This is a genomic window from Rheinheimera sp. SA_1 (genome assembly GCF_001669775.1).
Lineage (GTDB): Bacteria > Pseudomonadota > Gammaproteobacteria > Enterobacterales > Alteromonadaceae > Pararheinheimera.
On record NZ_LXWK01000011.1, the window covers coordinates 1,298,310 to 1,311,382 of the forward strand.

11 protein-coding genes are annotated in these 13,073 nt (G+C 52.1%); 3 read left to right on the plus strand and 8 right to left on the minus strand.

Going from position 1 to position 13,073, the window contains the following annotated elements; all coding sequences use genetic code 11:
- Positions 1 to 230 precede the first annotated feature (230 nt).
- On the plus strand, positions 231 to 1,421 hold the full coding sequence (locus tag A5320_RS06405) for a low temperature requirement protein A (RefSeq protein ID WP_068062377.1): 1,191 nt from the start codon (positions 231 to 233) through the stop codon (positions 1,419 to 1,421).
- Positions 1,418 to 2,218: a transporter substrate-binding domain-containing protein gene (locus tag A5320_RS06410; protein WP_068062380.1), complete on the plus strand. Its 801-nt coding sequence runs from the start codon at positions 1,418 to 1,420 to the stop codon at positions 2,216 to 2,218. Before A5320_RS06405 ends, A5320_RS06410 begins: the two co-directional genes overlap by 4 nt.
- A 26-nt stretch (positions 2,219 to 2,244) precedes the next feature.
- On the opposite strand, the gene A5320_RS06415 is transcribed toward A5320_RS06410, so the two are convergent.
- Positions 2,245 to 3,216, minus strand: a complete 972-nt coding sequence (locus A5320_RS06415; protein WP_068062382.1) for a carbohydrate kinase family protein — start codon at positions 3,214 to 3,216, stop codon at positions 2,245 to 2,247.
- 184 nt (positions 3,217 to 3,400) lie between these two features.
- Between A5320_RS06415 and A5320_RS06420 the strand changes: the two genes are divergently transcribed.
- Entirely contained in the window at positions 3,401 to 5,332 is a 1,932-nt protein-coding gene (locus A5320_RS06420; protein ID WP_068062387.1) for an alpha-amylase family glycosyl hydrolase, read from the plus strand.
- Here A5320_RS06420 and A5320_RS06425 read toward each other — a convergent pair.
- From A5320_RS06425 to A5320_RS06455, 7 genes are all read right to left on the minus strand, one after another.
- On the minus strand, positions 5,289 to 6,977 hold the full coding sequence (locus A5320_RS06425; RefSeq protein WP_068062390.1) for a M28 family peptidase: 1,689 nt from the start codon (positions 6,975 to 6,977) through the stop codon (positions 5,289 to 5,291). The two genes, A5320_RS06420 and A5320_RS06425, sit on opposite strands and share 44 nt — an antisense overlap.
- Positions 6,978 to 7,031: 54 nt before the next feature.
- The gene (locus tag A5320_RS06430) at positions 7,032 to 8,258 is read right to left on the minus strand and encodes an OprD family outer membrane porin (RefSeq protein ID WP_197490002.1); all 1,227 of its coding nucleotides are present in this window, start codon (positions 8,256 to 8,258) and stop codon (positions 7,032 to 7,034) included.
- Positions 8,259 to 8,272: 14 nt separating this feature from the next.
- Positions 8,273 to 9,169: a DMT family transporter gene (locus tag A5320_RS06435; protein WP_068062396.1), complete on the minus strand. Its 897-nt coding sequence runs from the start codon at positions 9,167 to 9,169 to the stop codon at positions 8,273 to 8,275.
- Complete coding sequence (locus tag A5320_RS06440; RefSeq protein ID WP_068062399.1) at positions 9,169 to 10,395, minus strand: 8-amino-7-oxononanoate synthase family protein; 1,227 nt, start codon at positions 10,393 to 10,395, stop codon at positions 9,169 to 9,171. The genes A5320_RS06435 and A5320_RS06440 overlap by 1 nt, the downstream gene beginning before the upstream one ends.
- A gap of 197 nt (positions 10,396 to 10,592) precedes the next feature.
- Positions 10,593 to 11,561, minus strand: coding sequence for an ornithine cyclodeaminase family protein (locus tag A5320_RS06445; protein WP_068062403.1), 969 nt, complete (start codon positions 11,559 to 11,561; stop codon positions 10,593 to 10,595).
- Positions 11,539 to 12,081 carry a MaoC family dehydratase gene (locus tag A5320_RS06450; RefSeq protein ID WP_068062406.1) on the minus strand — a complete coding sequence of 181 codons (543 nt, stop codon included), beginning with the start codon at positions 12,079 to 12,081 and terminating at the stop codon, positions 11,539 to 11,541. Before A5320_RS06450 ends, A5320_RS06445 begins: the two co-directional genes overlap by 23 nt.
- 18 nt (positions 12,082 to 12,099) lie before the next feature.
- Positions 12,100 to 12,894: an HpcH/HpaI aldolase/citrate lyase family protein gene (locus tag A5320_RS06455; RefSeq protein WP_197490003.1), complete on the minus strand. Its 795-nt coding sequence runs from the start codon at positions 12,892 to 12,894 to the stop codon at positions 12,100 to 12,102.
- Positions 12,895 to 13,073: the final 179 nt, after the last annotated feature.

A 13,073-nucleotide genomic window follows, 5' to 3' on the forward strand; every position in this document is an offset into this window, starting at 1 on the left:
CATACAACATCATACAGCGCAACGGCCAGCGTTGGGTAACCAGAAATGGAATACCTTAATTCAGGCAGATTTTCAAGCGCAGGCCTCCAGCCGCGAAAGCTTCACATAATAAAACTTGTCAAATCATTCTCTTGTGTTAAAAAACAAAACTGCGATCAGCAAATACTGATTGCGCTGCTGTGGCAATCCTGTTGCCAGAATATGATCGGTCAAGCGAACAAGGAAATGTGATGCCGCTTCATCATCTCTCAGAATTTTTGCGTGCCGGTGTACGCGCTATGCCGCCGCGCAACACCACGGAACACCACCGGGCGTCGACGCCGCTGGAATTGATGTTTGATTTAGTGGCAGTGATCGCAATTGCCGCCGCGGCCGCTGAACTGCATCATGCAGTCGCGCATGCCCATTATGCCGAAGGCATCAGCAAGTTTGTGCTGGCGTTTTTTGCCATCTGGTGGTCCTGGATGAACTTCAGCTGGTTTGCCTCGGCTTATGATAACGACGACGTGCTGTTCCGCTTGCTGACCATGTTGGTGATGGCGGGTTCGCTGACGATGGCGGCGGGGATTAAACCGTTTTTCCAACACGGTCAGCTGACGCTGATAGTGTTTGGTTTTGTTATTATGCGCATTGGCATGGTGCTGTTCTGGCTACGCGCCGCCCGGCACCATCCTGAATTAACCCGCACCACCCTCACCTACGCCATTGGTATTTTTCTGGTGCAGCTATATTGGGTAGGCTTACTACTGCAACAACCGTTGTCGCCGACCTGGCTGCTGCTATTGTTCGCGCTGGGTGCAGCGCTGGAACTGGCAGTACCGGCGCTGGCAGAACGACAAGGCATCACGCCCTGGCATCGCCACCATATGATTGAGCGATATGGTCTGCTAAATATTATTGTGCTCGGCGAAACCTTATTAGCCAGTTCAATTGCCATCAGCAACCTCACCGCCGAACAGGCGCCAACGCTGGCGCTGCTCCAACTTCCATTGCTGGCGATGGTGCTGCTGTTTTGTCTGTGGTGGTTATATTTTTCACGCGAAGAGCATTTAACCCAGCAGACGCTGGCGATGGCGCTGACCTGGGGTTATGGCCATTTGATTATTTATGCCGCGGGCGCAGCGGTCGGCGCTGGAATTGCAGTTAATATTGATCTAATCCTTGGTACTGCCAGCCTGACGCCAACCGCCGCCACTTTCGCCGTCACAGTGCCAATCAGTGGATATTTATTTGGGCTCTGGTTGGTCCGCGACCGCTTTATCTTTAGCGGCAGCGGTAAATATCTGCTGGTGCTATTTGCGCTGTTGATCCCGCTGGCTGGCATTTTCAGCGGACTTCCCGGTGCCACGGCATTATTGGTGTTGTGTGTAATGCTGCGCAGCAGTCATGCTTGTTGTAGCAACGGACAGCCGAAGTTATGAGCAGTGCAAGCTGGCAAAAAGCAGTGGCGGTGATGCTATTCGGGTTGCTCTGGCATCCAGCTGTGTTTGCCACAACCCAGCTCACTTTCTGTTTTCAGGACACCGAGCTGGCACCTTATTACCTGGGCAATGGTCAACAGGTACAGCCCGAAAGGCCAGGGGCAACCATCGAACATTTGCAAAAAATCACCGCCGCCATCCCAGATTTGCAGCTGAAGCTGGTGCGATATCCGTGGCAACGTTGTTTAAAATACTTAAAAAGCGGCGATGTGGATGCGGTGGTCGCTAATTATTCCGACAGCCGCCGGACCTTGGGCGCTTTCCCCATGCGTATGGACATGCCGGATCCGAGACGCGAATTTACCCAGCAAGACATTTGCCTGGTGACCAGCAAAGCGCTGGCGAAAAAATGGAATGGCAAAAGTTTTAATGGCATGTCCAAAGTGACGCTGGCGCATCAGGCCGGACGCACGTATAAACAAGCATTACCGCATCGGCAGTTTGTGCGAATTCCAATTTCGGCACAAGCTCAAGCATTGCAAATGTTGGCGCAAGACAAGGTGCAGGCCATTAGTATGGTCTGCAAAATTGCCGGTAAAAGTGCCCTGCCCAGCGGTTTTAACCCGGACACCATGCAAATGCTGGATCCAAGCATCGAATTGCTGCATGGCCATCTGGTGTTCAGCCATCAGTTTTACCAGGCTAACCGTGCGACAGCCCAAGCATTGTGGTCCGAGCTAACCGAACCACAACGCGCTATTTACTTGAAATATTTAGATAATGACGCTCCTGATTAACGCAGATTAACCCGTCCATTGTGCTGTTACTTTGCAAAGAGTCGGGAAAGCGTTGGTAAAGCACTGAAAGCACCAAACTGCTGGCAAGTCAGCGAACCCGCCACTATCGCTTTGCGAACGATTTGCTGCTGCAATCCGGTATCCGTTGTAACTTCGGACCAGGAATGTCCAGCTTCCAATAAAGCACTCAGTTGGTATAACAAAGCACCCACAAAAGCATCACCGGCGGCGGTGGTATCCACCACTTTGACTGGTGAGACTGGCACGTTGAAATCACCGGCAGCACTGCTACTTCGCACTTCGGCAGCGCCAGCAGTCACCACCACCCAGCGCTGGTTTGTGCTGGCTGGTTCTTGTGATTGCAGCAGCTGTTGCAACCATAACTCCGGATCCAAATCGGCAGCCAAATACTGCAGTTCATCCAGACTCAGTTTAATCACATCAGCCTGTTGCAGCAGTTGCGTCACCAACATTCGGTTTGCCGCACCTGTTGACCATAAATTGTGGCGTAAATTGGCATCCACCGACACTAACCAGCCATGGGCTTTGGCCATTGCGACTAACGCGAAACTGGTCACGGCAATGGCATTTTCGGTCAGGCTATTCGAGCATAAATGCAGGATGCCTGGTTCCTGCCATAAATCCGGCGGGCAGTCTTCCGGTAAATACAACAAATCGGCCGCGGGCGGTCGGTAAAACGAAAAACTGCGATCGCCCTGCTCATCCAGCGCGACAAAAGCCAAAGCGGTTTTCGCCAGACTGGTTTGGCGCACCGCACTGCAATCCACGCCATAGTGTTTGAGCTGTGCGGTGAGGAATTCGCCAAATATATCCTGGCCAACCATCCCGATAAACTTACTGTGGCCGCCCAATTTGGCGACCGCTACCGCCACATTGGCCGGCGCACCACCGGCAAAACGGCGGAATACTTCGTTTTGTTGCGGGTCTTGCAGAAAATCAATCAGGATTTCTCCAAAACAACATACCGGAACTTGCATGATCTGCACCTGAAATTTGTGGATGGTGATACCACCAACTTAAACATTTAAGTTTGAAAATAACTGATTCAGACCTTGCTGTAAACAAACTGGCTAAAATTTCTACATCTCGGTGTTTTTTACTTGAATAATCGACTAAATGATGGTTTAAATAGCAACAATACCTGCATATGGACTTTCAACCATGCAAAAAACCACAGCGCAGTTGCTGGAAAACCCACAGCTACTCCAGTTTGAATCTGACAAGTTACTTAAACGTTTTAGCTCAAGTTTAAAAACCTTGGCTAAACAAAGTTTTCCGGCTTTTCAGTTACGGCTGCAACAGGTGTTGCCGAAGTTACTGCAGCTGTATCTGACGCTATATGGCAATCAGTACGACTGTTATTACCAGCTGGAACAGCTGCTGAAACTATTGGCGAAAAGCTCGGCGCAGCGCCCGGACTATTTAAAGCAACAAGATCTGCAGCAAGAGCAACAACCGCAGCATTGGCATCAATCGGCCCAAGCCCTCGGCGCCGCCTGCTACGTTGATTTATTTGCGGACAATTTCGAAGGCCTGGCCAACCGTATTCCGTATTTACAACAAACCGGCATTAATTACCTGCATCTGATGCCGTTGTTTAAAGCGCCGGTCCCCAACAGTGATGGCGGTTATGCAGTGTCCGATTATCGCGACACCATGCCGGAATTGGGCTCGATGCCGCAATTGGCCGCTTTAATGCAGCAGTTACATCAGCAAGGCATTAAGCCGGTGCTGGATTTTGTGTTTAATCACACTTCTGATGAGCATCGTTGGGCCAAGCTCGCCAAAGCAGGCCAACAAGAATATCGCGATTATTATTTTTTCCTGACCGAGCAGGAACGTGACCAGTTTGCCCCCTGTTTACGGGAGATTTTCCCGGAAATTCGTCGGGGCTGTTTTACTCAAGACGCCGACTCCAAACGTTGGATTTGGACCACTTTTAACAGTTTTCAGTGGGATCTGAACTACGGCAACCCGCAAGTGTTTAATGCGATGGCGGAAGAAATGCTGTTTCTGGCCAATCAAGGCGCAGCGGTGTTGCGATTAGACGCGCTGGCATTTGTCTGGAAAGAGGCCGGTACCGGCTGTGAAAATCTGCAAAAAGCCCATACGGTGATCCAGGCTTTTAATGCGGTGGCGCGAATTGCCGCCCCGGCATTGCAGTTTAAGTCGGAAGCCATCGTCCACCCGGACGAAGTGGTGAAATATATTGCGCCGGGCGAATGTCAGTTGTCATATAACCCGCTGCTGATGGCGCTACTTTGGAACAGTCTGGCAACCCGCAAAACCCGCTTGTTATCAGAATCGTTGCGGCGGCGGTTTGAGATTGATCCACATTGCAGCTGGGTCAATTATATTCGTTGCCACGACGATATCGGCTGGACTTTTGACGACGATGTCGCCCGCCAGCTTGGCATCAATCCGGATCATCACCGGCAGTTTTTAAATCAGTTTTATACCGGGCAATTCCCAGGCAGTTTTGCCAAAGGGGTACCGTTTCAGCAAAACCCAATCAACGGCGATTGCCGTGTGGCCGGTATGCTGGCGTCGCTGGCCGGGGTTGAACAAGCGCAAAGTGAAGGCCATACCCTGCATCTGCAGCATGCGCTGGCGCGAATTAACCTTTTGAACAGCATTATTCTAAGCATCGGCGGCTTGCCGTTGCTGTATATGGGCGACGAGCTTGGTTTACTGAATGACTATAGTTATCAGCAAGATCCAGTGAAAAAAGACGACAGTCGCTGGGTTAACAGAGTCAAACTTGATAGCCAGCAGTTGTTGGAAGCACAAAGTAAAACCAGTAGCAGCGGCCGGATTTATCAGCAACTGCAGCATTTAATCACCACCCGCGCCAGCCTGCCGGAAACCGGCGCTGGCAGCACTCGTATTTTAACCTGCGACAATCCGCACTTGTTTAGCTATCAGCGGGAACTTGCCGGGAAAACTCTGCTATGTCTGGTGAACTTCTCCGAACAGCCGCAATACTATCAGCAGCTACCCGCTGGCCACTGGGTTGATCAACTCAGTGGCCAGAGTTATCAGAGTCGTGTCATTCAACTAAGCCCATATCAGGTGCTCTGGTTGCGTCATTAACCTTTGTATTAGGGCTAGTCGCTGGCATCCAGGCCCGATGCACCGTTTCTGACAACATCCGCGGACGCACTGGTTCGTTGGCAATTTCCAGCCCTAAATCCAGCGTGAACTGGGCTTGTTGTTGCATGCCGGTTAAATCCCAGGCCGGATCGTATTGGTCCGAAGGCTGGTGATAGTGATCGGCAAAGGCCTTTATTTTTGCCAGCGAATCTTGGTGATTATGCTCGAAGGTAAAGTGGCCGTCGGAGGAAAATACCGGCGAACCGACCCGAAATGCCGGAATGCCAAACCTGGCAAAACTAAAGTGGTCACTGCGAAAGTAGGCGCCGGACGGATCTGGTAATACGTCCAGTAATTGCAGCTGGTGATTTTTCGCGACCTTCAACGCGCTTTGCCGCAAGTTGCTGTACTCGGCGCCTGGAACCCCCATATCGGTGGTTTTACCGGCAAAATTCATACTGTCGAGGTTCAGGTTCGCCACCATGTCGGCGTGTGGCCACCACGGGTTATGCATAAATGCCATGCTGCCGAGCAGGCCTTCTTCTTCGGCGCAGGGCCAGAAGAAAATCTGACTGCGTTTGGCCGGTTTAATCACCGCCGCCTGCGCCATCGCCAGCAAGGCCGCTGCACCGGAAGCATTATCAATAGCGCCATGCCAGATTTGCGCTTTGCCACCATCGTCAGCGGCTTTAATCCCCAGATGATCCCAATGGGCGCTGTAGACCACGGCTTCGTGACGTAATTTCGGATCGGTTCCCGGCACCATCGCCAGCACGTTATATTCGACAAATTTGCGCACTTCGCTGTGTAATTTCACCTGTAACTTTGCCTGCAATGGCACCGGTTTAAAGCTGCGAGCTGTCGCCTGTTGTCGTAGTTGCAGCAGGTCTAAACCAGCGGCAGCAAATAGCTTAGTGGCCGCGTTATCATGCAGCCAGCCTTCGATTAAATTGCCCTGCTCGCTGACATGAAACCGCTCGTTGCTGTAACCGGCCACTGGTACACGCCAGGGATATGACGCACTGGCATCGGTGTGTAATACCAACACGCCGGCGGCGCCGCGTCTTTTTGCTTCTTCAAACTTGTAATCCCAGCGGCCGTAATACGACAGTGACTCCCCACCAAAACGGCCAGGTTCCCCGGCAGTCGCCTTGGGTTGATTGAGCAACATCAGCACAATTTTGCCACGTACATCAACGCCTTTGTAATCGTCCCACCGTTCTTCCGGCGCGGAAATACCAAAGCCAACAAACACCATGTCAGCGTCCAGCTTTAATTCGGCGCGTGGCTGTGCCGTAGCCAGGACCACATCTTCGCCATACTGCCACTGCCATTGGCTGGTACCGTGCTGCACCATAATCTTGCTGTCAGCCAGCGTTTTAATGCCAGTAATGGGGACAGGTTGCACAAATTTACCCGGCCGCAACGGCTGTAAACCAAGTGCGGCCACCTGAGCTTCCAGATAACGCACCGTCAGGCGGCCACCATGTTGTCCGGTGCCCCGTCCTTCCAGTAAGTCATCGGCCAGATATGCCAGATGTGCCCGCAGTGGTGGCTCCGCTACTTGCGGATTTGCCGCAGCCGTTGCTGCAGTCACGATTGCAATATTGGCAATCAATAATGCGGATCTCAGTCCTATCGTCATATCGTTATTCCTTGTTGTTAAATGATTCAAGCCTGGAGAAGAGTTGCCGGGCCGTCAGAACAAGTTCACCGGCCAGTTCAGCACCAACCGCATCGCGCGTTGGGTCGGATCCGGGTAAGGACCGTTGGCACGATGATTAATGGCGGTTAACATCAGATCCCCACCGCTAAACAAACCATCGCTAAATCGGTACAGCAAACCAAATCCGGTTTCATAATGGCGCCGGTCTTCACCTTGCTGATTGCGCAGCGCTGGCGCGGCTGATTGTCCGGCCAATGCCCACAGCGATAACTGCAAGCCGGTGACCCCAAGTACCGTATCTGCGATATCCAGTTTGATTTGTTGGGCAAATTCCTGTGGCGCGTTGTAGTCAGACACCATCACAATCGCAAGGCCCGGGCCATATGCATCCAGCAGGTAATCCAGCACATGGTCGCTCCAGATCCGCTGCACCGATACCGACAAATTAACACCATGCCAGTTCAGGCCTGCCGTCAGACTGCCGGCCTCACCGTCCTGCGGACCTTGTCTGGCGCTGCCGTCTGCCGTTGTGGTGTAAAATGCCGCCCCCAGCTGCCAGATGCGACCGGCCTGATCGGTGGTCGCCTGATCGGTAGTCAGATACAGCTGCCGCCACAGATCCGTCGCTTGATTAACATAAAGCTGCAACTTGCCCTGGGGCTGGTATTGCCAGGCCAGCCCGGTATAACGCAGATAATCAATGGGTACAAAACCGTAAGCACTAAGCAGCGGATCCAACTGCTCCCTCCCACGCAATCGCGCCCGGCTGAGTTGTCCTCCTTCGACCCGAATGTCATCGCTCAACTGCCGATAACCGGTGATACCGTGCCAGGTCGGTGGTAACCAAAGATTGTCTTTGGCCACCATAAAAGGCAACGAAATATCCTGCAGTCCCCAGTTCAGACCCCAGTCCGGCGCCTGCAACCGCAGGCCGTAGCGCCCAGGGTATGCCAGATCATCAACTTCACGGCCACGCCCCATATGTGCAAGTTCGCCAATATTGGCCGGATCATGCAATGTCACAGCCCCAAACAACGAGGTTTCCGCAAACAACTGCAGCTCATCCGAAATTTGCCATGGCTGGCTCAGATTCAACTGCGCACTTTGGATCCAGGGTTGGCGCACTGGCTCAGCTTTCACTCTTTTATCTTCGATGTAACTGCGCAGCAGCAAATCAGCCTGTATTTCATTTGCCTGCGCCAGCACACTGCCACCGGCCAGCACAACGGCAACCACAGACGCCATAACAACACTCAGCATCAACACCCCAAGCTTCATGCAAGGTCCCCATTTTGCGAAGGTGGTTTGACACTAAAATGGGTCAGCGCGATAGTACCGGCAATAATGCAGGCGACACTGACCGTCGCCGTCAGCGTCATTCCAGTGCCGAACACAATAAAAGCGATCAGCAAACCGATAGGGGGTTCGAGATACTGACCAAAAATGGTTAACGTCTGGGCTTGCCGCATGGCATAGCTGTAACAAAGCAAACCGAGAGGCATCAGCGCGCCGCTCAGTACAATCACCGCAGTGACCGGCCAGGACAAATCAGCCGGTGGCGCCCAGTTGCCATCGCTGATGTACAACACCAGCGCAAACAATATCGAAATATAACTACAGACAGCGGTCAGCTGCATATCGTCGTACACCCGGTGAAAACGGGTGATCACCACACTATAAGCCACCCATGCCAACATACTCGCGACCACACCGCACATCGCGATGAAGCTAAATGGGCTCTGATGTTGATGGCTGTCTTGCAGGTACAGCGCCAGCCCGGCGACCGTCACCACTAAACCGGCAATCGACTTCAGGTTAAAACGGTAACGCAACAACAAAGCAATCAGCACCGGGCAACAAGAAAACACCACAATGTACCAGGACGCTGAAACTTGCTGTAGTGTCCAGACCTGTGCATAAATCAGCAGACAGGAACTGCCAATCAGCCAGCCCCAATCCCGTTTTGGTAGTCGTTTCATTCCCGCCAAAACTTTGCCGAAAAAAGGAATAAAGATCAGACCGGCCAATAAATAGCGCAGCACCATATACTGCGCTGGCGTCACGTACGCCAATGCCACTTTCGCCACACTGGGAACAGCTGCCCAGATCACAATGGCCAGCAGCAACGACAACGCTGCCAGCACCTTGGTTGTCTGAAACGTCTGCATCATCAGAACAATCTTTGTCCAAGAATTTGCTGACAAAGCATCCGCACTTGCGATTCACTCATACCGGCCCGTAACATCACCCGCAAGCCGGCTTTATCTTTGGCTACAATTGGAAAAAACACCGGTGATACGTAAAACCCGGCACGATATAAGGCGACACCAGCGGCTAACACATGTTCGTGGCTGGCTTTGACCAGGCGAATGGGGAACGGATTGCCCCGTTGATCGGTTTCCACCAGACTGTCAAACAACTCGATATTTGCTTGCAACCGTTGTTGTCTTTCAGCCAGTTCCGGGCTGCGATGCAATTCCGCCGCCGCCAGACAACCGCCAATCGCCGCGGTATTCATTGGTTGCGACCACGCCATCGGGCCGCCAAACCGCTCTAGCAACAAGGCATTGTCGTGGCTGTTCTCGCCAAACATAATCGCAGCACCACTGGCACCAAAGGCTTTATTTAACGTGGCGACAATCACAGTTCGCGGATGAATGCGGTCCATCGCCGAACGGATAAACCCTTCGCCGTGTTTGCCCAGAATGGACAAACCATGCGAATCATCAAAATACAGAAACAAGCCGTATTTTTCCTGCAACGCCAGCAAATCGGTAACCGGCGCAAAGCCGCCCATGCTGTAAGTGCCATCACAAACGTAGGCAACGTGCTGGTGTTTTTTGCACAAATCTTCCAGCGCATTCATATCGTTATGGGCGATGGTGACAACTTCGGTTTCATCGGCGCAAGTCGCCTTGTACAGATTCATCGAAAAATGCGCGTGTTTATCAAACACCATCACCGGCCGTACACCACCACTCAGATGTCCTGAAGCAATCAACGGCAAAGTACCGGCACTGGCGGCACTGGCCGAAATAGCGGTGGTTACTTTGGCACCAAACAGCGCACCAAGTGAATCTTCCAGTTCCAGTAAAGCCGGCATCTGCACCCGGACCCGGGAAATACAGTGATCCATCACCCGATATTTTTGCAGTGCCGCAACTGCCCCCTGAATGATGTGCGGATGCGAATCAAAATCCAGGTAAGAGCAGCAGCTCAGATTAATAAACCGGTGGTTTTCTTTAGTACTGAAATAACCATCAGCGCCTAAATCCGCCACGATCCCGGCCAATCCCGCCTGGGTGGTCTCATGCCAGAAGCGTGAGCCAATGGCGAGGGCTTTTTCATTGTTGGTAAATCGATTGCGTTTTACTTCATATTCGGCAAGTTCGTTCATCATAAATTCCTTGTGGTGATCGTCATCCTTGAAGTTGCAGCGCTATCGTGATCACGTTGTGGAGATCCCATGATGTAGACCTGTTGGCAACGACCCACTGCAACTTCAAATATCATTAGTAAATATGATTTTTAATCAATGAAATGTTTAAAAAATGCGCTTTTACATTTGCGCTCTGTTTACATCGTTAAAAACAGCTAATTTCCAGCCAGCCAGTCGACTCCCGTCGCCTGCTGTCTGGCGGCATGCAGTAAGGCTGTTGCCATAGTGGCATCCTGAAAGGCACTACCAACTGACAAATAGGCGGTCACTTTTGGTGTGCCGTGCTGCCGCAATTCCTGCAGTTCCAGCAACAGTGCGGGATTTTGCAGCAACGACTGGATTTCGGTGGCCTGAGCCAAAATGGCTGGCGCTTCTTTACTTGCCGCAACGCGATCATCAGTAACCAGCACGGCGCTATTGAGCACGCAGTCATCCAGCTCACAGAAATCCGGTGCATGGTTGCCAATCGCCGCGATATGACAGCCAGCCACAATGTCATGAAGCCGGATCAGCGGTCTGTCAGCCGAAGTCGCAGTGCAGATAATCTGCGCGCCCTGCACCGCCTGCGACACTGAATCAACCGCACAAATCTCAACCTCTGGTCCCAGCAATTGCCGGTGCGTCGTCACAAAAGCATGCAGTTTTTCCGGATTGCGGGCATATACCTTCACCCGCGATATTGGCCGGATCAGGCAGTGCGCCAGCAGCAAAGCCGCAGCCTGACGCCCGGTTCCGAGCAGCGCCAATGAAGTCGCATGCGGATCGGCCAGCAGATCACTGACCAGCGCCGCAGTTGCTGATGTTCTTAGGGTTGTCAGACTTTCACCGTCCAATAACGCTAGCAGTTGCGCGGTGTTGGCATCCATCACTGCCACCACAGCCTCCATCTGGCAGCCCTGATCGGCAACCACCAAACCGGCAATTTTGACCACAAATTTCCGCTCAGCCCCGACCATCACCGGCATCACCCCGAAATAACCTTCTGGCGCTGCGGTGCTGATAATGGTTCTTGGCGGACAATCGACCGTCGTAGCATCGTAGTCAGTGTAAGCCTGACGCATCACGCGGATAGCTTCACGGGTGCCGAGAAGCGCCCGGATCTCACTGGCATTCAGCAGTCGCATGCAACGTCTTCCTGACTTCGGTTCGTAATGGGATTAAAAAACTACGTTCGCATTCCATAAACAAGGTGTCCGGATGGACGTAACCCCGGGTCTGAACAGTGACAATACCCTGCCCCGGTCGGGACTCAGATTCGCGTTTTGCCAATACTGTGGTCTCGGCGTATAAGGTATCGCCGGCAAATACCGGCGCCATAAACCGGATATTTTTCCAGCCCAGATTTGCCACGCCGCGGGCACTGGTGCTGGCCAAACTCAAGCCGCCAATAATGGCGAAGGTTATCAGGCTGGAAACCAGTGGTTTACCAAATTCGGTTTGGCTGGCGTACACACTGTCGATATGCAGCGGGTGGGTATTAAAACAAAGCAGCGACATCCAGGTATTATCCACCTCCGAGATAGTTCGCCCCGGCCGATGCTCGTAGATATCACCAACCACAAAATCGTCATAATACATACCATGTGATTCACGATACCGTTGGCCACCAAGGTGTTCTAACATACTGATATTTTTACTTTTCATTGTTTCCATCTCATGCTGTCAGATCGGTTGATCTGCTCCCATCCGGCTTAATACATTCAGAGACTGCCTGACAAAAGGCGGGCCAATCATGCAGCCATCTAATTTATTCACCCCTTGCCCCGGATTATTCAGGGTATTGATCACGGCATTGGCATGTGCCAATTCAGCACCGGTTGGCAAAAACCCAGCATTGATCAAGGGCACCTGCGACGGATGAATCGCAATTTTTCCGGAAAAACCCATTTCTTTGGCAATGGCAATTTCTTCCTGCAATACCGCCGGATCGTTGATGGAGAAACAGGGGGAATCGATTGCCAGCAAGCCGTTAGTGGCAGCGGCCAACCCCAATTGATATTTGATCGAATTCATCGCCAGGCCTCGACCATTGATCGGAATGCCCATTTGTGACGACAAATCCGCCACACCCAGAATCAAACCTTTCAGCATACCGCCAGCAGCCGCTATTTCATGTAGTCCGCTTAAGCCGTTCAGAGTTTCGATGATGGCAAAGAGTTGGAGCTCGGCACCAATTTCTTTTAACAGCTGCTGTACCAGATGAATTTCTCCGGCGGTTTCTATTTTCGGCAGAATTAAAATGTCGACGTTATGTTTAATCGCATCCAGCCACAGTAAATCGCGGATGCCATTCATGCTGGAAATTGCATTCAGCCGGATGGCTACGACCCCGGGTAACCGGTTCGCCAGACATTGCTGTACATCCTGCCTGGCGGCGGCTTTCAGTTGTTGCGGCACCGAATCTTCCAGATCAAAATGGATGATATCGGCACCACATTCATTTGCTTTCTGAATCAACTTCCCACTCATGGGCGATGAACATAACCAGCTTTTGTATACCCTCTTCATGTCGATCTCCATAACAAGAAAAAATGACGTGAATCCATCACGCGGCGAAGTGAAGAACGTTTTTGCTGTTTCCGGTAAACGCTGGCTACGCTAAGTCGTTCAGGCGGGTAGGTTCAACCTCAAGACGG